The organism is Ezakiella coagulans (assembly GCF_003096635.1).
Taxonomy (GTDB): domain Bacteria; phylum Bacillota; class Clostridia; order Tissierellales; family Peptoniphilaceae; genus Ezakiella; species Ezakiella coagulans.
On record NZ_QEKV01000002.1, the window covers coordinates 128565 to 153063 of the forward strand.

At 38.2% G+C, this 24499-nt stretch carries 21 protein-coding genes; 17 read left to right on the forward strand and 4 right to left on the reverse strand.

What is annotated here, in order from left to right; translation table 11 throughout:
• Nucleotides 1–42: 42 nt before the first annotated feature.
• From C7381_RS02040 to C7381_RS02050, 3 genes are all read left to right on the forward strand, one after another.
• Entirely contained in the window at nt 43–678 is a 636-nt protein-coding gene (locus C7381_RS02040; protein ID WP_116479692.1) for a hypothetical protein, read from the forward strand.
• On the forward strand, nt 675–2873 hold the full coding sequence (locus tag C7381_RS02045; protein WP_116479693.1) for a DUF3160 domain-containing protein: 2199 nt from the start codon (nt 675–677) through the stop codon (nt 2871–2873). Before C7381_RS02040 ends, C7381_RS02045 begins: the two co-directional genes overlap by 4 nt.
• Nucleotides 2874–3054: 181 nt before the next feature.
• Nucleotides 3055–3624: a hypothetical protein gene (locus C7381_RS02050; protein WP_116479694.1), complete on the forward strand. Its 570-nt coding sequence runs from the start codon at nt 3055–3057 to the stop codon at nt 3622–3624.
• Nucleotides 3625–3642: 18 nt separating this feature from the next.
• Here C7381_RS02050 and pdxS read toward each other — a convergent pair whose 3' ends face one another.
• The gene (gene pdxS, locus C7381_RS02055; protein ID WP_116479695.1) at nt 3643–4494 is read right to left on the reverse strand and encodes a pyridoxal 5'-phosphate synthase lyase subunit PdxS; all 852 of its coding nucleotides are present in this window, start codon (nt 4492–4494) and stop codon (nt 3643–3645) included.
• Nucleotides 4495–4619: 125 nt separating this feature from the next.
• Between pdxS and pdxR the strand changes: the two genes are divergently transcribed.
• Complete coding sequence (gene pdxR, locus C7381_RS02060; RefSeq protein ID WP_165803557.1) at nt 4620–5960, forward strand: MocR-like pyridoxine biosynthesis transcription factor PdxR; 1341 nt, start codon at nt 4620–4622, stop codon at nt 5958–5960.
• Between the two features lie 176 nt (nt 5961–6136).
• Nucleotides 6137–7927: an LTA synthase family protein gene (locus tag C7381_RS02065; protein WP_116479697.1), complete on the forward strand. Its 1791-nt coding sequence runs from the start codon at nt 6137–6139 to the stop codon at nt 7925–7927.
• Nucleotides 7928–9021: 1094 nt separating this feature from the next.
• On the opposite strand, the gene C7381_RS02070 is transcribed toward C7381_RS02065, so the two are convergent.
• The gene (locus C7381_RS02070) at nt 9022–10434 is read right to left on the reverse strand and encodes a leucyl aminopeptidase (RefSeq protein ID WP_116479698.1); all 1413 of its coding nucleotides are present in this window, start codon (nt 10432–10434) and stop codon (nt 9022–9024) included.
• Between the two features lie 247 nt (nt 10435–10681).
• On the opposite strand from C7381_RS02070, the gene C7381_RS02075 reads away from it, so the two are divergent.
• From C7381_RS02075 to C7381_RS02130, 12 genes are all read left to right on the forward strand, one after another.
• On the forward strand, nt 10682–11638 hold the full coding sequence (locus C7381_RS02075) for a substrate-binding domain-containing protein (protein WP_116479699.1): 957 nt from the start codon (nt 10682–10684) through the stop codon (nt 11636–11638).
• 24 nt (nt 11639–11662) lie between these two features.
• Entirely contained in the window at nt 11663–12529 is an 867-nt protein-coding gene (gene pstC, locus C7381_RS02080) for a phosphate ABC transporter permease subunit PstC (RefSeq protein WP_116479700.1), read from the forward strand.
• Entirely contained in the window at nt 12519–13376 is an 858-nt protein-coding gene (gene pstA, locus C7381_RS02085) for a phosphate ABC transporter permease PstA (RefSeq protein ID WP_116479701.1), read from the forward strand. The genes pstC and pstA overlap by 11 nt, the downstream gene beginning before the upstream one ends.
• Nucleotides 13363–14133: a phosphate ABC transporter ATP-binding protein PstB gene (gene pstB, locus C7381_RS02090; RefSeq protein WP_281261748.1), complete on the forward strand. Its 771-nt coding sequence runs from the start codon at nt 13363–13365 to the stop codon at nt 14131–14133. The genes pstA and pstB overlap by 14 nt, the downstream gene beginning before the upstream one ends.
• A gap of 1 nt (nt 14134) precedes the next feature.
• Nucleotides 14135–14791 (forward strand): phosphate signaling complex protein PhoU, encoded by a 657-nt coding sequence (gene phoU / locus C7381_RS02095; RefSeq protein ID WP_034544746.1) that lies wholly within the window; start codon nt 14135–14137, stop codon nt 14789–14791.
• Nucleotides 14788–15453, forward strand: a complete 666-nt coding sequence (locus C7381_RS02100) for a response regulator (RefSeq protein WP_116479702.1) — start codon at nt 14788–14790, stop codon at nt 15451–15453. The genes phoU and C7381_RS02100 overlap by 4 nt, the downstream gene beginning before the upstream one ends.
• Complete coding sequence (locus C7381_RS02105) at nt 15453–17138, forward strand: sensor histidine kinase (RefSeq protein ID WP_116479703.1); 1686 nt, start codon at nt 15453–15455, stop codon at nt 17136–17138. The genes C7381_RS02100 and C7381_RS02105 overlap by 1 nt, the downstream gene beginning before the upstream one ends.
• Nucleotides 17139–17211: 73 nt before the next feature.
• Nucleotides 17212–17613, forward strand: a complete 402-nt coding sequence (locus C7381_RS02110; RefSeq protein ID WP_245893685.1) for a DUF6442 family protein — start codon at nt 17212–17214, stop codon at nt 17611–17613.
• A 6-nt stretch (nt 17614–17619) separates the two neighbouring features.
• Nucleotides 17620–17826 carry a helix-turn-helix transcriptional regulator gene (locus C7381_RS02115; protein ID WP_116479704.1) on the forward strand — a complete coding sequence of 69 codons (207 nt, stop codon included), beginning with the start codon at nt 17620–17622 and terminating at the stop codon, nt 17824–17826.
• Nucleotides 17827–17941: 115 nt separating this feature from the next.
• Nucleotides 17942–18835 carry an ABC transporter ATP-binding protein gene (locus tag C7381_RS02120; protein ID WP_116479705.1) on the forward strand — a complete coding sequence of 298 codons (894 nt, stop codon included), beginning with the start codon at nt 17942–17944 and terminating at the stop codon, nt 18833–18835.
• Between the two features lie 4 nt (nt 18836–18839).
• Nucleotides 18840–20039 carry an ABC transporter permease gene (locus C7381_RS02125; RefSeq protein WP_165803558.1) on the forward strand — a complete coding sequence of 400 codons (1200 nt, stop codon included), beginning with the start codon at nt 18840–18842 and terminating at the stop codon, nt 20037–20039.
• A gap of 1008 nt (nt 20040–21047) precedes the next feature.
• The gene (locus C7381_RS02130) at nt 21048–22556 is read left to right on the forward strand and encodes a DUF2779 domain-containing protein (RefSeq protein WP_245893687.1); all 1509 of its coding nucleotides are present in this window, start codon (nt 21048–21050) and stop codon (nt 22554–22556) included.
• A gap of 95 nt (nt 22557–22651) precedes the next feature.
• Here the strand turns inward: C7381_RS02130 and C7381_RS02135 are convergent, their stop codons facing one another.
• Together C7381_RS02135 and C7381_RS02140 are read right to left on the reverse strand one after the other, a co-directional pair.
• The gene (locus tag C7381_RS02135) at nt 22652–23164 is read right to left on the reverse strand and encodes a zinc ribbon domain-containing protein (RefSeq protein WP_116479708.1); all 513 of its coding nucleotides are present in this window, start codon (nt 23162–23164) and stop codon (nt 22652–22654) included.
• A 9-nt stretch (nt 23165–23173) separates the two neighbouring features.
• Nucleotides 23174–24445 (reverse strand): S1C family serine protease, encoded by a 1272-nt coding sequence (locus C7381_RS02140; RefSeq protein WP_116479709.1) that lies wholly within the window; start codon nt 24443–24445, stop codon nt 23174–23176.
• Between the last annotated feature and the right edge of the window lie 54 nt (nt 24446–24499).

The following is a 24499-nucleotide window of genomic DNA, read 5'->3' on the forward strand; positions in this document are numbered from 1 at the left end:
TCCCTTTATGTGTGGTATAATATAGTAAAGTGGGTGCTTTTTATGTGGAAAAAATTTCTCGTGGTGACAATTGTTTTGTTAATTGCTTTATTTATTTTTTCAAAGGAGTCGGTTTCTTTTGATGTGGTTGACGACGACGGAAAGCCGGTCACACTCACTCTTCGAAAGAGACGATTTCAGAAGTTTTACAACGAGGTCACTTTGAGCGACGACGAGAATGTTAAGACACATGTTTTTAAGGACAAGTACACTTTAAATATTTGGAAGTGGAAGACGGGGCGAGTGAACGATGAGAACAACGAGGATGTTATTTTCGGGGTTTACAATATTGCACCGCACCACAGAATTATGACGAATCGCGTTTTTATTTATACGGTGAAAGATTTGGAGCTACAGCCGAAGTTTCGCGCGTCGAGGCTCACTTATCCGATTTCGGATTTCACGCTTTATGACATCGATGGCGACGGTTATGACGAGGTTGTGGCGATTGAAAAGTATAAGGGCGAATCATATATAAGCGCGTACAAGGAATATGATTTAAAAATTGAGAGAGTTTATTTCGGCAAGTTTTCGTTTGAAATTTCTCACTTTCTTGAGGACGGGGAAAATTTGTCGGTTGAAACGGAGAAAGGCACATTTAATGTAGGACTGAAAAATAAGGAGGTTTATTTAAAATGAGGAAGAAGTTATTACTTTTGACGGCGTTTATGCTCACGCTCACAGCATGCAAAACGGGCGTAAAAGACGGCGATACAAAGACGCCCGACGACAAGGAGATTGTGTCCGAGGTCGATAAGGATGAACAAAAAGATGAACAAAAAGAAAAGGAAAAGATTGCGGATCTTTTAAGTTTTATTATGAATAAGGAAGACGCGGCTCCGATTTATCCGGAGTTTAAGGATGCGGAATACACTGTAACTTCAAAGCCGTATGACTTTTCGGAGTTTTTTAAGAGCCTTGAAACAAGCAACGACGATGACATAAAGTGGCTTTTAAAAAATGAGCGCATGAAAAATTCATTAAAAGAAAATGGATTCGGCGTGATATACGGACTTTATGAGCAACCGTTTGCAATTTATGATCAAAATCAATACACTTATTCGAATTCGTTTATCACGACCGATTCGGCAATGCATCTTTTTCACGTGATTTATCTCGGAATGATGGAAGAGCTTGAAACCGGAACGCTTCGTGACAAGCTTACAAATCTTTCAATAAGGATGTATGAAAACAGTCTTAAAAATTACAATGAAGGAAGCGAAGAAACAAAGCCGTATGCATTGAAAAATGCAGCTCTCTTTTATACGGGACTGAAGATTTTAAACGACGGAGCGGGGATTGATGCTCCGGCGGAAGTGAAGGAACTCGCATCAAAAGAACTGCAAAATATTGAGGGAGAAGCTGCTGCGGTTTCCAATATTACCGGAAACGAAGTTGACTACTCTCAATTTAAACCGCGCGGAAATTACACTAAGTCGGAAGAGCTGAAGACATATTTCAAGGCGAATATGCTTTATTCCCAAAACAAGTTTGTCGTTCGAGATAACACGGGAGCGGTGAACAAGGAAAATTTGAAATCGACAATAGTCATGACTGACGGAGTTTTGAAGGACAAGAAGAGTTATGATTTGTGGCTTCAAATATATAATCCTATATCTTTTTTGGTTGAAAACAGCGAAGATTTGACACCGATAGGGCTTTATGAAATGATTTCGAAGCATGCATCGTCGTTCGATTTGAACGAGATGTTAAAAGACGATGTGATAGAAGGAGTTTCAAAGGAAATTCAAGCTATGGAAGGTCCGTCAATTAAACCGCAGGACGGTGTGACATTCGGATTTTTACCGCAAAGGGCGGTCATCGACAATGTGTGGCTCCAAAATCTTTTGGAAAACACTCCGGACAGCAGAAGACCGCTCGCATCGGGACTCGATGTGATGGCTGTTATGGGAAATGAAACTGCGGAAAAAAGAGTTACAACCGATGAAAAGAACCTTTTGTGGCCGGACTTTTTGGACAAGTTTGAAGAGACAAAGGCTGCCGCATCAAATATGGGCGACAAAGAAAAATCGAACATTTACCGTGCATGGCTCTGGATGCTACGTGCAAATAACCAAGACTACAAGGACGGTTATCCTTTCTTTATGCAAAGCGATTTGTGGAAGATTAAAGATTTGAATTCGTCGCTTGCATCGTGGGCACAACTGAAACACGACACGATTCTCTATGCAAAGCAATTCGGTGCGGAAATGGGTGGATTTGACGAAAGAAAGACCTATAACTATGTCGAGCCGAACATTGACCTCTACAATCGTTTGATTTGGATTACGGATTTTACGCTCGAAAATTCAGACAAATACAATTTGTTGGATGAGAGCAGAAAAGAGGTATTAAAGTCGTACAAAGACATGCTTCAGTTCTTCATAGAGGTCAGCAAGAAAGAACTGAATGATGAAAATATAACCGACGAAGAAAACGAAAGAATGGCGACAATTGCGGGCGAAATGGAAAATATTTTCATCGCATTCGACAAGGCACCGGAAGAAGAATTTAGCGTTCCGGCATCTGAGAGAAACATGACGAATGTTGCTGACATTCAAGACGTCGGTAAAAATTCCGTTGGCATTCCTGTGGGCCACAAGCTCGAAGTGGGCTCCGGCAGATTCTCGACAATCTACACGATTTATAGATTTAACGGTGAGTACAAAATCGGAAGCGGCGCTATAATGAACTATTATGAGTTCTTGAGTCCGACGAGACTTACTGATGAGGAAATGAGCGAAAAAATTGAAAAGACATTTTTCGGTGATAATGCGAAGGACGCAGAGGTGAACCCATTCTTTAAAGATCTTTTCATTCCGGCTGCTTATTAATAAATTGAATTTTAAAGTCCCCGGGCGTTCGAAAGAAGTCCGGGGATTTATTTATGTAAAAAGTTGATGAAAGTTGATGAGCGTTCAAAAATATTTTTTAAAAAGGAGTTTTTTAACTTTTTTGTTGAACAAAAACTCAAAAAATGGTATATAATAGTTCTAACGAAGGGAGTTATCTTAAATGAAAAAGATTATGGCTATTATGCTTGCGGCAATATTAATAATCTCTTTTGCCGGGTGCCGAAACGTGGAAAATAAATCGACAGAGACATCGAAAGATGCCGATGAGCCAAATAAAGAGTTGATTAAAAAGACAATTACCCGTCTTTATGATCAGGTGGAACTTTTTTATGAAGCAAAGGGCGATTACAATTTGTTTTTTTCAAATTCTCATGACTTTATAACACAAAAGAAGTCGGGAGAAAATAAATTCCAAAAATATATTTCGGATCTCGACAAATATTTTGATTCCGATTTGCTTACAAATCTTATAAACAAGGGACAAATTCCGAGCGATGAATACGCAAAGGCGGGATACAACAAAGCTGAAGTCACGATAAATTCAATCGACAAGGAAGATTCACAATATGTAGTGAAATATTCTGTGAAATACACAGGAGTAAATGAAGGTACTGTCGACTATGAGGTGAAGGTAGAAGTTGAGAACGGCAAGATTAAGAAACTCGATGCTCCGAAGGGCATAGGAATTCCGAATTTAAAAACAGTAAAAAAAATGAGCCAAGCATTCTAGTGTGCCGGCTCTTATTTTTTATCTCATAGCCATAATAACGTCGATTTCGTCTTCGTTTAATCCAACCATCGCTTCTCCAAGTCCGGTTTGTGCTTCAAGCACTTTTTTCGGATTGTCAAAGTTTTCAACAGCCATAACTATTCTCTTTGCACGTACTTCCGGGTCACTCGATTTAAAAATACCGGAGCCGACGAACACGCCTTCCGCTCCGAGCTGTCTCATGAGTGCAGCATCAGCAGGAGTTGCGACTCCGCCTGCACTGAAGTTTAAAACAGGAAGCTTGCCGTTTTCATTTACATATTTTACAAGTTCATACGAAACACCTATTTCCTTTGCAAAGTTGAAAAGCTCGTCTTCTCTCATGTTGTGTACTTTTCTGATATCGGACATGATTGCTCTCATGTGGCTGACCGCTTGAACAACGTCGCCGGTTCCGGCTTCGCCTTTTGTACGAATCATCATCGCACCTTCTTCGATACGCCTTAGAGCTTCGCCGAGATTTCTTGCTCCACACACAAATGGGGTTTTAAATTTGGTTTTGTCAACGTGGTAGACATCGTCAGCAGGGCTTAAAACTTCTGACTCGTCAATGAAATCTATTCCAAGTTCTTCAAGAATTTGTGCTTCGACAAAGTGTCCGATTCTAACCTTAGCCATAACCGGAATTTTTACGGTGTCCATAATTTCTTTTATCATCTTCGGGTCGCTCATTCTTGAAACACCGCCCGCAGCTCTTATGTCTGCAGGGATTCTTTCAAGTGCCATAACTGCCACTGCTCCGGCATTTTCTGCAATTTTTGCTTGTTCAGGGTTTGTGACATCCATGATGACACCGCCTTTTAAACTTTCAAGTAATTTTTTTAATTCCATAATAACCTCCAATAAGTTTTAAATAGATTATAACATCAAATCTATTACCATTGAAGACACAATTTTAAAAATAAATATGGATATAAAATATAAAATGTGCTATAATGAAATCGGAGGATATACTTATGAAACTATATGAAAGTGTATATAAAAAAATCGAAGAAGATATAAAAAGTGGCTTTTATAAAGAGGGTGAAAAACTGCCTTCGATAATTGGATTTACAAAGAAATACGGGGTCAGCAAGAACACTGTTTTAAAGTCGATGGAACTTTTGGAGTATGACGGGCTTATTCATGCGAAGAAGAAAAGTGGATTTTATGTGACGGATAATTTGTACCCAAAGATTCAGGTTACAAATTTGCATAAACGAGAGTTCCAAAGAAGCGATGATTTTGAATATGATCTTTCGCCAAATGCTGTTTCATACGATCAATTCCCAATAGCAATTGTAAAAAGGCTGATGACTGAAGTTTTAAACAGTGACTACAGAACACTTTTTAGCCCGACCGAACCACAAGGATTGCTCGAGCTTCGCGAATCAATTGCATATATATTAAATCGAATAAAGGATATAAAAGTTGCACCGAAAAACATAATTTTGAGTTCCGGGATGGAATATTTATATCAAATAATTCTCGAACTTCTTCCGAATGATTCAATTTTTGCAATTGAAAATCCGGGATATGACATCGTGCCGACACTTTTAAATGCAAGAAAGTTTCCGTACATTGACATCGATTCGAAAAATGTTAAAAACGGCATAAATACACTTATAAATTCAAATGCAAATGTCCTTTGCACGACCTCTATGCACCAATTTCCAATAGGAAGAACAATGAGTTCGACAGAAAAAGAGGCAATAATAAATTGGATGAGATCTTCAAAGAATAACTACATTATTGAAGACGACTATGACAGTGAATTCCGCTATGCTCCGGTCAGAAGTGATAGAATTTACACCATGTCGGGAGCGGAAAGAACCATTTATATCGGGAGTTTTTCAAAGTCTATCGCACCGTCAATTAGATGTAGCTATATGATTCTTCCGGAAGAACTTATGGAAAAATACAATGAGACATTGCCGTTTATGGCGTGTCCGATTCCTTCGATTTGGCAAAAGTTTTTGACCGAATTTATAGATAAACACTATATTCGTCACGTCAACAAAATGATAAAGCTATACAAAGGCAGACGCGAGAAGATGATTGAACTCCTTGAAGCGTCAGGAAAAGTTAAGAAAATAATTGCTGAACCTGTCGGTACAAATATATTGGTTGAGATTAAAACATATAAGAGCGATATGGAAATCGTGAAGGCTGCACAAGAAAAAGGAGTGCTTGTATTTCCGTTAAGTCGATATCTTCGAGGCAGTAAACCGACCGGAACATATCTTTCACTTGGATTTGCGGCACTTGATGACGAAAAGATGGAAAAGGCGATTTCGATACTTTTGAGCTGTTGTTAGAGAAATATTTAAACATTGACACGTGTTCTCGCGTGTCTTTTTATTTTTGTTGTAACTCGATTCATAAATTTTCAAAATTACATAAACATAACGTAATTCCAAGAGATATTTTAATTAACATAATTTCATTGAATACATGTAAAATTTATGTTATAATTCATCTGAAAGAGGTTATTATGAAATCGAAATTTAAAAATTTGACAACTTCATTTTTGCTAATTTTAATATTGTCATTTCTATTGGCGGGCGTTTCGTTTTTCTTTGTAGACGTGGACTATGATTTCAATGACATAAAGCCGTTTTTGGAAAACACAAAACTATTTGTTTTGAATTTTCTGCCGATTTTAATCACTATGCTCGTGCTTTTCTCGGTCACGGGAAAGCTGAGTGCAAGCTTTTTGATTACGACTATAGCAGTGTTTGCAATCGGAATTACGAATACGACAAAGCTGGTCTATAGAGATGAACCGTTCAGATTTGCTGACATCTTTCTTGCAGGTGAAGCAAGGGATATGGTTGAGGCAAATTTTAAAATACAGACACCGGATTGGCTTGGAAGTGCTGCAGTAATTGTACTTGCAGTGTTTTTTGTGCTACTATATTTGGATAAGGACATGAAAAAAGTGTTTACTAGAAATATGTTTTTGCATCTAGTTACACTCAATTTATTTCTCGGTTTCATAATGTCACAAGCGATTTTCAGTAAAGAAAATTATGATTCTACATCGATTGAGGGCTATAACAAATGGCTTGAAAGTGAGATTGTAAAGTCAAAGGGCATGATTTATCCGTTCACATATTCAATAAAAAATATGTTTGAAACGGCACCGAAAGATTATTCGAAAAAAGCGGTCCACGAGATTTTAAAAGATTATAAGGGTGCGCCGATTCCAAAGGATAAACGTGTTAATATAATCGCAGTTATGCTAGAAAGTTTCAACGACCTTTCGAGATTTGAAGGAGTGAATTTCAAGGAAAATCCTTATGAATACTATAATCTCGTGAAAAATGAGAGCATTCACGGAAATCTCGTCGTGAACATTTTCGGAGGCGGCACGATTAATACGGAGCGTTCGTTTATTTCGAGCATGTATAAACCACCGAGATATGAAAATCCGCAAAACTCGATCGTAAGATATTTGAAGGAAAACGGATACTATGCTGAGGCATTTCATCCTAACACCGGAAAGTTCTACAATCGTGCGGAAACAAATAAAAATGTCGGCTTTGACAACTTTTGGTGCGATGAAAATATGTTCGAAGGTGTTGTGAAAAAAGGTGAGATACTTCCGGATGAAATCTTGAAAGACTATATAATAAAAGGTTTTGAAGACAACAAAAAATCTGGAAAGCCATATTTCGGATTCACGGTTACAATGCAAAATCACGGTCCGTATTATTTTTATGAACCGCACAAATACTACTATGACAATGTTTATAATGTCGAAGAAAAATATTACTACACCACGAACAACTATCTTAGAGGTGTTGAGAAAACTTCAAAATTTATGTACGATATGACTAAGCATTTTAAAAATGAAAGTGCTCCGACAGTTCTTGTATTTTTCGGCGACCACAATCCGGCTCTCGGTCCGAACGATGAAGGATTTAAATCGCTCGGCATAGACATGGATTCGGATAATATCGAAAGTTTCCTAAGAAAATATGAAACGCCGTATATAATTTGGGCTAACGGTTCTGCAAAGGAAATTCTTGGAAATGACTTCGTTGGAGAAGGACCGGATATTTCCGCAATGAACCTCGCACCATATCTATTTAAGGAACTTTCATTCCCGGGCGACGACGTCTTGCAATTTAAAAAAGAAATGATGGAAACCGTTCCGGTCTATACAAATTCATTTGTAAAAGTTTGCAGCGAGTATTCTGCAACAGATGAGATGGATGAGGAGTTGGATAGGGAGATAAAGTTTGTGGACTATTACTACAGAAACACAATTAAGAAGTAAGGGGGACTATTTGCGGTTATTTTCGCGATAAACGCTTGATTCAATATTTTAGTCGCTGCGACGTACCTGTACGTACGTCTCACTCCTAAAATATTTCATGCTAAGCGTTTCTCATCGAAAATTCCTCGCAAATAACGGTGTTTATTTACTATAGAAAATGATAAACGCCTCCCAAACATCGGCGCAATCAAAAATTGAGTTTACGGCGCATCTCATCAAAATATCCTCGCAAATAAAAGTGTTTACGGATGTAGAATTGGTTTGAAAACACTCGATCTAACCGTTTCTCATCGAAAATTCCTCGCAAATTGTGTTGTGTATTTGCATAAAGTTAAGCAAATTTAGGTGAAAATAAATGAACCGGTGTCTCCGGTTCTTTTTTTGTACACCGAAACTATCTCCGTGTGAAAATAAATTACTGTAAATGATTTATTTTTGTATGAGATTACGTTGTTTGTAGCGTCGGACTACGTTCCGACGCATGGAGTAAACGCACAATGATGTATGAATTCAAAAATTATTAAGGGATTTAAGTTTTATATTTTCTTGACACAACGTTGTTATTATTTTCATATATTTTACCGACACAAAAATGGGCGTCGGGAAGCGACCCGACGCTACTGTTTGGGAGACGTACAGAGCGAAGATATGTTTATAAATTATATGAGCTTTTGGTTGGATATTCTCTTCACTCATCGTTATTGTTTGGTTTCTCCAAAAATCAAATGTCAAATATGGCGCCGGGACATCGTTACTCCTAACGTTGTTACGTATGTCAGGCGCTACGCCGCAAAAATGGAGAATGGGTGGGAAAATTTTTGAAAACACACAGAGCGAAAATAAAATTGTAAACTATTAAATGATTTTGGTTTTATATTTTATTGACACAACGTTGTTGTTGGGTTTGTAAATGATATACGCTTGATATATGGCGTGAGGATTCGCAGAACCGTCACGCTACAACGCGTACACATACATAGACAATTATAAAAATATAATAATTCTGTGAATGATAATGAAATAAATTATGTATATACACAAACATCTATACACCACCCCACAAAAAAAAGAGCCTATCAAAGGCTCTATTTTTATTATTTATTTTCTTTTGCAATTCTATAGAGGGTTTTGACCATGTGGCCGGTGCCACCCTTCGGTTGTTCCATAAATGGTGCCGAGTTGAATGCAGGACCTGCGATGTCGACGTGGACCCATTTTGTATTTTCAATGAATGCTCCGACAAATTCTCCTGCGCTCGATGCACCGCCCCATCTACCGCCGCTATTTTTAATGTCAGCGATGTCAGATTTGTTGAGATCTTGGTAGTCTTTTCCATATGGAAGCGACCATGCTCTTTCGTTTTCGAGTTTTGCACATTTGAGTACGTGTTCAATTGATTCTGCATCATTTCCAAGCACTCCCGATCTGTGTGCGCCCATTGCTACAATGCATGCACCGGTGAGGGTTGCGAGTTCAACCATGAGTTTCGGTGAGTAGTTCATTTCGGAGTAGGTGACTGCGTCGGCGAGAGTGAGTCTTCCTTCGGCGTCTGTGTTGTCGACTTCGATTGAGAGGCCACGAAGTGAGCCGATGATGTCGCCAGGTTTATATGCACCGCCGTCAAGCATGTTTTCGCAAGCTGCTACAACGCCGACGACGTTAACTTTAAGTTTTGCTTCGGCAATCGCTTTAATTGCACCGATAACTGCAGCTGAGCCGCCCATGTCGCTCTTCATTGTTTTCATGCCGTCGTTTGGCTTCAATGAGTATCCGCCAGAGTCGTAGGTGAGGCCTTTTCCGACGAATGAGATTGGTGCGCCTTCGCCTTTCATGTATTCCATTACTATGAGTTTCGGTTCTCTATTGGATCCTCTTGCGACTGAAAGGTATGCTTTCATTCCGATTTTTTCTATTTCTTCTTTTCCAAAAACTTTTACGTCGACGCCGAGTTCTTTAAGTTTCATGGCTTCGTTTGCAAGTGTTTCAGGATATAAATCGTTTGCAGGTGTATTTACAAGATTTCTTGCAAAAACTATTCCGCTCCATTTTGCCATAAGTTCTTCGATGTCGTCGTTATTTAAATCGCCTGTGCAGTCTTCGCATGCGGTTATTTCTTTAAGATTTATTTCGCATTTTGTTTTTTTGTAGTTGTCGTAATTGTAGGTTGAATTTAGAAGCCCTTCGATTATTGCAAGAGCAGTTTCTTTTCTTGTGAAATTTTTTAGTTCAGGCACACAAACTGTAACTTTTTCTAGTTTTAGTCTGTTTGCTTCTTTTCCGGCGTTGAGACCTGCGACTTTAAGAGTGTCGATTGTGATGTCATCAGGCTTTCCAAGTCCTGTAAGAAGTACCGGATTTTCACATTTAAGATTTAAGAATGTCTCTCCGTTTTCTCTATTAAAAAAGTTGTTGTCGACAAGGTATTTTAGATTGTCGCATTTGATTTCACTTTCCTTTGCAACAAATTTAATGATCTCGCCATTTTGCTTTCCAATATTTATTTTCATAAAGCACCTCCATATAAATTATAACAGTTTAGCATAGCAATAGTCAAATTATTTTACAATTTATGTTATTTTAACATTATTATGATATAAATCACATTTTTAGCGGTAATAGAATATGAATTTTGTATTTTACAATTCATTTTACATAGTTTTTACAATATTAAACTCTCCATTTTACAATTGATGGTTATTATATAGTTGCAAGGGAAACCTAAGCAATATTTTAGGAAAAGGAAGAAGGATATTTATGAAATTCTTAAAAACATTAGCAATTGTAGTAGCAGCACTTTTATTAATAGTAGGCTGCAAGAAGGATGACACAAAAAAGGAAACAACAGAAAAGACAACAACAGAAACTACTGAGACAAAAACAGAAGAAAAGACAGAAGATAAAACCGAAGATAAAACCGAAGAAACAACTGCAGGTGGAGAAATCCACGTTGTAAGTCGTGAAGTAGGTTCAGGAACAAGAGGAGCTTTCACAGAAATCACAAAGATTTTATCAAAAAATGATAAGGGTGAAGAAGTTGACAGCACATATGAAGAAGCAACAATCGTTAACTCAACAGAAGGAGTTATCACTGCTGTAAACGGCGATGCACTCGCAATCGGTTATATCAGTCTTGGTTCTTTAAACGATGAAGTTAAGGCAGTTAAGGTTGACGGAGTTGAAGCAACACCGGAAAATATCAAAAAAGGCGATTATAAGATTGCAAGACCTTTCATGCTTGCTTATCACGAAGCAAATTTAAGCGATGTAGCAAAAGATTTTATTAAATTTATTATGAGTAAAGACGGTCAAGAAATTGTTAAGGAAGACGGTTGCATTCCTATGGAAACAACGGAAAGCTATAAGCCGGCAAATATTGAAGGAAGAATTGCTATAGCAGGTTCAACTTCTGTAACTCCGCTTATGGAAAAGTTGGTCGACAAGTATAAGGAATTAAATCCTGGATTCGAAGCAGATATTCAATCAAACGGTTCATCAGCAGGTATTCAAGCTGCAATCGAAGGCGTTGCCGAAATCGGTATGAGCAGCCGTAATTTAAAGCCTGAAGAACTTGAAAAGGTTGAAGCAATGCCAATCGCAATGGACGGTATCGCAGTTGTTGTAAACAACGACAATGCAACAGAAGACATTTCACTCGACAATATTCACAAAATTTTTGTAGGTGAAGTAAAGGACTGGAACGACGTTAAATAGTTAACTTTGAAAGGAGCAATAGAGATGGACGGCAAACTTAAAGAAAAATTAATGAAATATGTTTTTATGGCTGCATCAATCATCTCTATTGCAGCTTTTATAGTAATATGTTACTTCATTTTTAAAACGGGGCTTCCATTCATTTTAAGACACGGTTTCGATTTTGTCTTGGGAACTAAGTGGTCGCCGGCGACAAATCCTCCGTCATACGGAATTCTACCGATGATTTATGCATCATTTGTCGTCACATTTCTCGCAAGTTTAATAGGTGTTCCGATTGGAATTTTCGCGGCACTCTTTCTTGCGTTCGAAGCAGGTCCGAAGATGAAAAAACTTTTGACACCGATGTTAAATCTTATGGCGGGGATCCCGTCGATTATATACGGTTTCTTTGCACTCCAAACTATAGTTCCGTTTATTAGAGAATATATAGGAGGTCATGGAATTTCTATTTTGGCGGCAAGTATTCTTTTGGGCATTATGATTTTGCCGACGATTATAGCAATTTCAGAAGCGGGGCTCGAAGCTGTGAACCGCAAGTACTACGAAGCAAGTGTAGCTCTCGGTGCAAGTCATGGAAGGTCGGTTATGAAGATCGTTCTTCCAGCTGCAAAGAACAGTATTTTGGCGGCGGTTATCCTCGGAATCGGAAGAGCTATCGGGGAAACTATGGCAACGATTCTTGTTGTCGGTAACCAAGCGCGAATTACGACGGACATTTTAAAAGGAATCAGAACACTTACGGCAAATGTTGTGCTTGAAATGGGATATGCGGCAGGAGAGCACATGGAAGCGCTTTTTGCAACAGCATGTATCTTGTTCATTTTCATTCTTATAATAAACGGTATGTTCTTGATGTTTAAAGGTAGGAGCAGTAAAAATGAGGGTTAGTAATAGAACAAAAAATACTAGAAAGCTGCAAGAGATTTTATACAAATTTTTCGCATATCTATCGATGTTCATTGCGACGGCGGTGCTTGTGGGAATTGTGCTTTTCATTTGCATCAAGGGTGTTCCGCATCTTAAATTGTCACTCTTTGCACTGAACTACACTTCGAAAAACGTTTCGATGTTTCCGGCTATAATTTCGACTATTGTGGTCGTTGTTCTTTCGATTTTAATTGCGGGACCGATTGGGATTTTTACGGGAATTTATCTTTCGGAATACAGCAAGGGAGATTCGAAATTTGTTAAGGTCATAAGAATTGTAACCGAGACACTAAGTGCAATTCCGTCAATTGTCTACGGACTTTTCGGATATCTGTTTTTTGGAATCGCTCTAAAGATGGGGTGGAGTATTATTTCCGGAACGCTAACCGTTTCCATTATGATTTTGCCGCTCATCGTAAGGTCGACGGAAGAGGCTTTTCTTTCGACACCGGGGGTTTATAGGCTCGGAAGTTTTGCACTGGGAGCGGGAAGACTTAGAACAATTTTTAGAGTTATTCTTCCGGTCGCAATGCCTGGAATTTTGTCCGGTGTAATTCTTGCAATAGGAAGGGTTATCGGAGAAACTGCGGCGCTTTTATATACTCTTGGAACTTCAACTAATCTTCCGAAGAGTTTGAAGGACCCGGGAATAACTTTGTCCCTTCACATGTACAAGCTTTCAACTGAAGCGAGATACACAAACGAAGCCTATGCAACGGCGGTCGTACTTTTAATAATTATATTTTCGCTAAATGCTCTATCGACATATTTGGCAAATAAAATCGGAGGAAATAATGATGACAGATAGTCAAGTAAATAAAATGGTTATAAAGGATTTGAATCTTTATTACGGCGATTATCTTGCGGTTAAAGATTTGAATCTTGATGTAATACAAAATCAGGCACTTGCTTTTATCGGTCCTTCAGGCTGTGGAAAAAGTTCGACGCTGAAATGCTTAAACAGGATGAATGATTTGGTTGAGGGTTCGAGAATTGAGGGGCTTATAACATTGGACGGCGAGAATATTTACGACAGAAAGTTTGATGTTAATGAACTAAGAAAGAGAGTCGGGATGGTTTTCCAAGCTCCGACTCCGTTTTCAATGAGCATCAGCGAAAATATTATGTACGGACCGAAGACACACGGTGTGAAGAAAAAGGCGGAACTCGAGGAAATAGTAGAAAGGTCTTTGAAACAAGCGAATCTTTGGGACGAAGTCAAGGACGATTTGAGAAAGAATGCACTTGAACTTTCGGGAGGCCAACAACAAAGACTTTGTATCGCAAGAGCACTTGCGGTTGAGCCGGAAGTAATTCTTATGGACGAACCTACATCCGCTCTCGACCCGATAAGTACGGGAAAAATAGAGGAACTTGTCATGGATTTAAAAAAGAAGTACACGATTGTTATAGTCACACATAACATTGGACAGGCGAGCCGTGTAACGGACAGAACGGCGTTTTTCTTAAACGGTGTTATGGTTGAAGTTGGAGATACAGCCGAACTCTTTATGAGTCCAAAGGATAAGAGAACTGAAGATTATATTACGGGGAGGTTCGGTTAGAATGAGTATTGAAAAAGAATTATTTGATTTGAAAAATGAGCTTGTCAAGATGGCAACATTTGTTGAAAACAATATTAGAGACACATATAGGGGTCTAAAAGAAAAAGATTTGACGCTTTTAAAGCAAGTTGCGATGAACGATAAGAAGACTGACGATCTCGAAAAAGAAATAGAGGACAGAGCATTAAGAATTCTTGTGACGCTATCTCCACGTGCCGGAGATTTTAGGGTTGTTACATCGGTTTTAAAGATGATTACTGACCTTGAAAGAATTGGTGATCAAACGGAAGACATAGCGGAAATTTGTGAAGATATAAATTTTGAATCAATTGATTCACCACTTCCTCTTTTAAAAGAAATGTTTGAAACTGTAGAAAAAATGCTAAATAATTCAATGGACGCATTTGTTTCGGGTAATATTGATTTAATTGAGGGTATAGATATAATGGATGATGTTGTTGATGATTTGTTTATAAAACTTAGACATAAAATTGTCGACAAGATTAAACAAGGAAGCGACCCGGAAGTTCAACTCGACTTGATGCAGATTGGAAAATATGTAGAAAGAATAGGCGACCATGCTGAAAACATTGCTGAATGGGTGATTTATGAACACACGGGCACGCATCCATATCTAAAAAAGGATGATGAACAATGATTTATATTGTCGAAGATGATGAAAGCATCAGAGAATTGGTTTTATATGCATTAAAAAATGAGGGATACAGCGGGAAGGGATGTCGTGATTTTGAAGAGTTCAAGGCGGCTCTCGAAGAAGATTCACCGTCGCTAGTTTTGCTTGATATAATGCTTCCCGGCAAAGACGGCATTTCGATTTTGAAGTGGATGAGGGAAGGAAAGTACAAGGAAGTTCCGGTCATAATGCTTACGGCGAAGTCCGCAGAAATCGACAAGGTTAGAGGGCTCGATCTCGGGGCGGACGACTATGTGACAAAACCGTTTTCTGTACTTGAACTCATGGCAAGAATTAGAGCGAGAATCAGACGTGGAAATGACGTTGACTCGATGAATGAAATTACAATCAAGGATTTGACTATTATCCCTGAAAAAAGACGCGTGAATGTTGACGGCAAGGACGTGTCACTTGGGTTTAAAGAGTATGAGTTATTATATTATCTTGCACAAAACAAGGGCATCGTGCTTTCCCGCGACAAAATTATGGACGCAGTTTGGGGATATGATTACCTCGGCGAGTCGAGAACGGTAGATGTTCACATAGCATTTCTGAGACAAAAGCTCGGAAAGAGCGGTGTGATGATTAAAACCGTGCGAAATGTCGGATATATTTTGGAGGAATAATGAAAAGGAGTTTATTTAAGAGATTTTCAATATTGGTTTTGTTAATGGTTATCTTAATAACTCTTGCAACGACGCTAAATTTTTATGACGGCTACAAAGATTTTCACGAAAGAAAGCTTTTGGACATTTTAGACTTTCTTAAAAATATGAATCTCGAAGATGCTGAGCATGAAAAGGAATTTGATGCGGCGAAGAAGTCGTTTCGCGGCATAAGAATCACTCTTGTGGACACCGACGGCAATGTTATCTACGACACCGACGAAGCGGCATCAAAAATGGAGTCGCACAGCACGAGAAAAGAAATTGTTGAAGCGAAAGACCTTGGCAAGGGAAGCGATATAAGAAAATCGGACACTCTCGGTGAAAATTTCTACTATTTTGCAACGAGACTTTCGAACGGAAATATTTTGAGAGTTTCGGAAATGCAAAAAAATATTTTCTCATCGTTTAAAGACTCGATTATTCCGGTTGTATTTATTCTTTTCATCGGACTTATAATCGCATTTTTCTCGATTAACCACGTTTCAAACAAACTCGTTGAAAATCTAAAAGACCAATTTACGGCAATCTCACATGGAGAAAGTCTCGACTCGGAATTTCCGGAGCTCTATCCAATCAAGAGAATTGTGCGAGATCAACAGGACGAGCTGAATGAAAGGCTCGACGATCTCAAAGAATACAGAGATACTATTGAAATCATTTTTAGAAATATGCAGGACGGATTTTTGTTTATTGACAATGTGAACCGCGTTGAAATGATAAACAGCAAGGCAATTTTCCTATTGGGTAAGGAAAAGAACGAAGGCTACATGGACAAGTCCGTATTTTATCTCATAAGGGATGAAAAACTCATAGAAATTTTGGGAGAAAAGGATTCGAAGCGTGAGGAAAAAATAGAAGTCGAAATTGACGACAGAAAACTTTTAATCACAATCGACCCGGTTCTTGTAAGTGACAATCTCGTCGGCAGAATTATCGTCATTAGAGACGTGACTGAAGAAAGTATTCTCGAAAGAGAAAGACGAGAATTTACATCGAATGTAACGCATGAACTGAAAACTCCGCTCACTTCAATAAACGGTTATGCTGAAATGCTCACAAATAATATGGTGAAGAATGAGGACGTACCGAAAGTTGGAAATATGATTCTTAAAAGCGGCAACAGAATGCTTACACTTGTTGAAAAGATTTTGAGTCTTTCGAAAGTTGAGGAGCAAAAGAATAATAAAAAAGAAGAGATCAACGTGAAAGAGCTGATCAGCGATGTCGTGAATACAATAAATTCAAAGGCACAAAACAAAAACATCTCCATCACAACCGAACTCGACGAAGTTAGATACACCGGTGTGAGGGAAGTGCTTGAGGAAACTGTTTACAATCTTGTCGACAACGCCGTAAAATACGGAAAAGATGACGGCAAGGTTTGGGTAAAACTTGTTGCGAGAGACAAGGGCTTTAAGTTTATCGTCAAAGACGACGGCATCGGAATCGACGATTTAGACCGCGAAAAAATCTTCCAAAGATTTTACACTGCGGACAAGAGTAGAAACAGCGCAGATGCAAGCGGTATCGGGCTTTCAATTGTAAAACACGGAGTCGAGGTTATGGGCGGAACTGTTATTCTTGAAAGTAAACTCGGCGTAGGTTCGACTTTTGAAGTGTTCATTCCGTACAACATAGTATGATTCTATTTATAAAAATTTAAATACACAATTATAAGCGGGTGAAAACTCGCTTTAATTTTTTTACATAAAACTATTGACAAGTATACTTGGCGATGTTATAATGATAATAACAAGTTTACTTGGCAAAATAAAACGAAAGGAGAAAATTTTGGACAAGGATGAAATTTTAGCAAAGAGCAGAGAAGAGTATAAAAAGAACAACAAAGACGAGATGATGTTGGACATAATGTCGAAAGCGGGCAAGCTTTCGATGGAAGTCGGGATGGGCGTTGTTGCACTGATAATAGTTGTTGAAGGGTTTTTCTTTAATTCGTTCAACTTTTCAGTGTGGACAGTATATTATGCGATTTTAGCGACGCAGAGCTTTGTCTATTACCACAGGTTAAAAGAAAAGAAACATCTATACATCGGAATTTTGCTTACGATTTTGGGAATCATAATGTGTGCGGCACATTTTATAAAACTTAGCAGGTAGTTTTTTATGAAAGATGAATTAGTTTTAAAAAACCGCTTAAAGGAAATAAGAAAAGAAAAAGATTTGTCACAGCAAAACTTGGCGGACATGGTCGGGGTCTCCAGAAACACTATCAGCTCAATCGAGACGGGACAGTTCAATCCGACGGCGAAACTTGCACTTATATTGAGCATAGCACTCGACAAAAAGTTCGAAGAGATTTTTTATTTTTGATATAAAATTGTTTAAAACTGAATTTCGAGTTGTGCTATAATAAAAGAAATATTGATTTTACAAGCTTTTACACGTACTTAATCGAGATGTGTTAAAATAAAAATAAGGAGGGCTTATGATACTTGAATTTAAAAATTTGTACAAGTCTTATGACAAAAAAGAAGTATTAAAAGGTTTGTCATTCAAGGCGGAGAGCGGAAGACCGCTTGCGTTTCTCGGAAGAAACGGCGCCGGCAAAACGACAACAATAAGAATACTTATGGACGTAATAAAAAAGGACGGCGGCGAGATTACAATCGACGGAGCACCTTTCAGAGCGAAGGATTTTAAAATTGGATATCTTCCTGAGGAAAGAGGAATGTATCAAAAGGTGAATATACTTGAGCAACTGATTTATTTTGCGGAATTGAAGGGTTATAATCCGGAGGTTGCGAAGAAATCTGCGAGAGAACTTTTGGAAAGAGTGGGACTTGCGGACTATGAAAAGAGAAAACTCGAAGTGCTTTCAAAAGGAAACCAACAAAAGGTTCAAATTTCACAGGCACTTTTGGGAAATCCGGACATTATCATTATGGACGAACCTTTTTCAGGGCTCGACCCGATAAACTCAAATCTCTTGAAAGAGCTCATTTTGGAAAAAGCAGGCGACAACAAACTCACACTTTTCTCGTCGCACCAAATGGGATATGTGGATGAAATCTGTAAGGACATCGCTGTTTTGTCTGACGGAGTTTGCCAAGTGAACGACACCATTGAAAATGTTAAACGCGAACTTGCAGGAAACAAAGTTTATGTAATTCCTTTTGAAACGGATTTGAATGAATATTCGGAAATTCTTTCGAAAATGGGATATGAATCGACTATTGAAAAGGAAAGAGTCGTTGTCGATTTGACCGGAAAAGAAAGGGAAAATTTTTTGCAAGACATTTCAAAGGCGGGACCGGTTGTCGACAGCTACGGACTTTACAAGCCGACACTCTCTGACATTTTCCTAAAATATGCGAGGTAGAAAAATGGGTAAAGTATTTAAATTTGAATTTTTAACGAGTATAAAGAAAAAATCTTTTATAATTTCGGTCGCGATAATGTTTGCAATTTCACTTCTCATAAGTTTTATTCCGAGTATTATCTCTAAGATTGCAGGAAGCGACGAAGACGATATCATCGGAATCTACTCAACCGAAAATTTTGTGAATAAAGAATCGGCAGAAGAAAAAACGGGAATGAAATTTGAAAATTTCGATTCTCCGGAAAAACTTGAAGAAGCTGTTAAAGCAGGCGATATTTACGCCGGATATGTAATTGCAGGTGACAAGAGGGAGGTCGTAATAAAGACGAGCTCCGTTTCAAATATGGGCAAGCTAGAAGCGGTGAACGAATCGATGTCAGCTCTTGAATCTAGCGATTATTTGAGAAATGCGGGAGTCGATGAGAAAATTGTTGAAAAAGCTATAAAAGGAACGAACTTCGAGCCGAAAATCCTCGAAGCTGACGGCGCAAAGAATTTCTGGCTTGTATATTTGATGCTCATGATTTTATACACGCTTATGATGATGTTTGGAAACCAAGTCGCAATGAGCGTTGCAAGAGAAAAGAGCGACAGAACTATGGAGCTTTTGATAACCTCGACAAAACCGAAAGACCTCATTAGAGGAAAAGTTTTTGCGACTGCGGTTATAGGCGTGCTTGTTGTTATGGTGCTTGTCGTCGGACTGTTCATCGGAACAAAATTTGGACCAAAAACGGAAGTTGATTCAACAATTGCACAAGTATTAAAAATAAACATTTCAATCGATCAATTTGTAGTATCTATGGCATTCTTTATTGTCGGATATATTATGTTCTTGTATCTTTTCGCATGTGCTGCAAGTCTTGTTTCTAAAATCGAAGACCTCGGAATGGCAATCCAACCGTTGTCGCTCATCTATGTTGCAGGATTTATGATTTCAATGTTCGGCATGAGCAATCCGGGTACAATTCTTAGAATTGCAAGCATAGTGCCATTTACGAGTCCTTTTGCGATGATCACGAGATACGGCGTGGACTTTGTTCCACAATGGGAATTATTCCTGTCGTTTGGACTTTTGGCTGTATTTACAGTTCTTGTGGGTATGCTAGCTGTAAAGATTTACAGATACGGTGCCCTAAACTACGGCACAAAGCCGAAATTCTTTAAAAATATGGTGGCGGCTTTAAAAAAGAAAAATAATTAAATTAATATGAAGAGGCTTGAATTGAATAAGCCTCTTTTTTAATGAAATTGTATTTGATTTTAATATTTAAAGAGAGAAAAAACTTTTTTAGTTGTTTTTAAAAGATTTTTCACTAATTTAAAAAAATTTTTTATATTAAATTCAAAAAAAGAAATGTAATTAAAGCTGCATTTATCAACGTTTTTAGAGTTGGAATTTATTTAAAATTAAAATTATTTAAAAAATTTTAAAAATTTTCTCAAAAAAGTGTTTAGAATCACTTTACTAGGGTATATATATACTACAAAGGAAGATGATGATAAAACTAGAGCACAGATCTAAAAAAATGCCGAGTGCAAAAATAGATATCGTCATTACCTTTATAAAAATATCGTGGCGAAAATTAACACGAGGGACGCAAAAGTTATTGAGTGAAAGATCACTTCCCGAATTTGAAAGGTCTGTCGAGCAGCCGGGGTAAAGGCCCGGACGAGATCAATTTATATTAAATCATTGAGAGGGCAAGAAAATATAACAAGCGTCAAAAGAACCTAAAAAACAAAATAGACTTTATTTCAAACATTGAATATTCAGTGGCTTTTGGAACAGCGATATGCTTGAAGTGATGAAATAAGTCAGGGCGAAGAATTTAAAACATTGCAAGGATCACCGAAAAGCGAGAAGAGAGTAAGGTACAATAGTGAATTTAGAAAAACCGAAAATCAAATCGAGCGTAAGGGAAGACGTAACTAACTTGAACACGGTTGGAGCGTTAAAAAGTAAAATTTGTGTAGAAAGGAGAATAACGAATACTGTGATTGAACCTAAACATTTTAAACGCCACGAGTAACTCCCGAGAGTTTATGATTAAACGAATCTCGGGAGTTTTTGTGTGCAAATATTGAATTAATAATGTTTTGATTATTTAGCAAGAAAAACTTTTGGTTCAAATTTTTCAAACCATTTCTATTTGTTGATAATAAATTTTATTTAAATTATAATAATACATATAATATGTGGGGTGATTCTGTGGATTTAAACTTATCAAAGACAAGTTATTGTGCAGCGGTTCAATGCCCGAAGATGGTGTGGCTAAGAAACCGAAAGCCGGAGGTATTTCCTGAGGGGGGAGCGGATGAGTCAGTGCTTGAAACCGGAAGGGAAGTCGGCGAGTTTGCAAAGAAATTATTTGACAATGTGAAAACGGTTTCGTTTAATTTTAAACTAAAGATGATAGAAGAAACGACTGCACTCATTCACGAGGAATGCGAATATATTGCGGAGGCATCGTTTCTTTATGATGGGCTTTTTGCAAGCGTCGACATTTTGCACAATCTAAAAAACGGCGAGGTGGAAATTTACGAGGTGAAGAGTTCGACGTCGATAAAGGATATCTATCTCGACGACGTCTCATTTCAACGATATATATTAAAAAAACTCGGATACAAGGTTAAGCGTGTGTGCATTGTTTATATAAATAATGCTTATGTTCGCGTTGGAGAAGTTGATTTGGGCGAGCTTTTTGTGGTGGAAGATGTGACAGACGAGGCGGAAGCACGCGAAGTGACTGTTGCGGAAAATGTTTTGAGGTTTTACGAGATTTTAAATTCTGAAGCGGAGCCTGGTATTGAAATTGGAGAACAATGTTTTGCGCCTTATAAGTGCGATTGTTTTAAATATTGCACGAAAAATCTTCCTTCGCCTAATGTGTTTGATGTTGCGGGCGCAAGGACTTCCACAAAGTTTAAGTGTTTAAGAAACGGCATTGTATCGTTTGAGGATATATTGCGTGAGAACGCACTTTCAAAGTCGCAGATGAAGCAAGTTGAGCACGAGGTGAAAGAACTTTCAGATTATATCGAAGAAGATGCGATTCAGGAGTTTATGAAAACACTTTCATATCCGCTCTATTTTTTGGATTTTGAATCCTATCAACCTGCAATTCCGGCATATCAGAACTCGAAGCCATTCGAGCAAATTGTGTTTCAATATTCGCTTCACTACATCGAAGAAGAGGGTGGAGATTTGAAGCACACTGAGTTTTTGGCGTATCCGGGCGAAGATCCGAGAAGAGCACTTGCGGAAAAACTTTGCAAGGACATCCCGAAAGACGTTTGTACAACCGCATACAATATGGCTTTTGAAAAGACGAGAATAAAATCACTTGCCGCACTTTATCCGGATTTGGCGGGGCATCTTATGAATATACACGACAATATCAAGGACCTGATGGTTCCGTTTCAAAAGAAGCAATATTACAAGAGGGCGATGCAAGGTTCGTACTCCATAAAATATGTATTGCCGGCACTCTTTCCGAATGAGCCGTCTCTTGATTATCACAATCTCGAAGGCGTACACAACGGAGTTGAGGCATCGGCAACCTTTAAGAGGATGGCGACGATGGACGATGAGGAGCTCGAAAACTTCAGAACGCACCTTTTAAATTATTGCGGGCTTGACACATTTGCAATGGTTAAAGTTTGGGAAAGACTGAATGAAGCGATTGGCGTTTCGGTTAGGACTTATGAAAATAAATAAAATAAAAAATCTATGGGACAAACCCCATAGATTTTTTTAGTAAAAAACGGCTTCAAATGAGCCGTTTTTAAATTTATGAATTTACATTATTTAATTTATTTTTCAAGTTTTGTTCCGCATTTTGAACAGAATATTGAGCCTTCCGGATTTGCAGCACCACATTCAGGGCAAAATGCCAAGTTTTGGTTAGGAACGGCATTGCCGGTAGTCGAATTGTTAAAATTAGGATCGACCTTTGTTTCAGAAGTTATAGCAGACCTTAATATCTCAATTTCTTCGTTGTAACGTTGGATGATTCCTTCTCTTTTTTTGTCCAGTTCTTGCAGTTCTTCTTCGTTCTTTTTGATTTCGTTTACTGCAGTTTCAATTTCAGCATTATTAAGTCCTGCATTTTTCAAATCAATATTTCTTTCGTAAATAATTCTGCCGATTGCTTCGAAGAAATTTCTGTTTTCAAGTTCGATTTTTGTGACTGATTCGTTTAAAGCGTCGACAAGAGAATCCCTCTTTTGTTCAGAATCTCTTATTTGTTTTCTGGCAGCATTTTCTCTTTGTGTTTCAGGGTCTTTTGAAAAGTTAAGTCCCAAGTCTTTTAAAAAATTATTCATATTTCCTCCTTATAATTGTATATCCAAAGTTTTTTCCGAGCCGTTTCTCAAAATTGTGAGAGTCAAAGTGTCGCCCGTCTTATATTTTATAAGCGATGTTCTAAGGTCGTCGGTATTTTTTATATTCTTATCTCCAACTTTTGTAATAATATCGTTTTGCATGAGTCCGTTCTTTTGTGCGATGGAATTCGGCTCGATTTTAAGAATTATAACTCCGCTGTAGTTGTCTTTAATTCTAAAATATGCCTTGTAGTATTCATAGTCGGCAATTTGTATGCCTAGGACTATAGGTTTTGCATCGCCTTTTTCGATGAGCGATGTGACAATTTCTTTTGCGGTATTTATTGGAATTGCAAAGCCAAGACCTTCAGTTCCTTCGCCGCCGATTTTTGCCGAGTTTATACCGATGACTTGTCCTTTTGAATTCAAAAGCGGTCCGCCGGAGTTTCCTTGGTTAATAGCGGCGTCTGTTTGAATAAGATTTGAAATTGCCTTGCCGTCTCTCGTTGTCAAGGTTCTTCCTATGCCGGAAATATATCCTGCAGTGACTGATCTGTTGAAATTAAGTCCAAGCGGATTTCCGATTGCAATTGCTTTTTCACCGATGTTTAATTTTTCGCTGTCGCCAAGTTCTGCAGCGACAAGTCCGGTTTTGTTGACTTTTATGACTGCAAGGTCCATGCTTGCGTCGTTCCACAAAAGTTCCGCCGGCACTGTCGAATTGTCATCAAGAAGCACATCGATGCTCTTTGCTTTGCCGTCGCCGACAACGTGACTGTTGGTCAAAATGTAGCCGTCTTTTGCGACTATAATTCCGGAGCCGACTCCTTGAAGTTCTTGTGCACCGAAAAAGCCTTCCACAGTTTCAACTGTAGTAATGCCGACAACTGAAGGGAGAGCTTTCTTTGCAACTGCTTCAACAACACCTTCTTCACCGGTCGGATTTATTGAAATTGTCGGTGCATTTGAAGGAGCTTCTTTAACTTCGACAGCCGGTTTGTTTTCAACAAATACTTTCGCACCGAAGTAACCGCCACCGAAACCTAAAAGAGCACAAAGTATAAGCGATAAAATCTTTTGACCGATTTTGCGTTTCTTTTTCGGTTCGTTTGTATTGTAGCTTTCATATTTTCTGTCATTGTAAATATTTTCGTTATTTTCTCTATTATTGTAGGCTTCACGTCTATTTAGGAGATTTCTGATTCTTTCTTCACGTTCTCTTTGACGCCTTTCTCTATAACTTTCGTAGTCGTCATTTTCATTGTAAAAATCATCATTCATAATATCACTCCTTTCAAAGTAAATATAATATTATATTACCCAATTTAAAAAAAT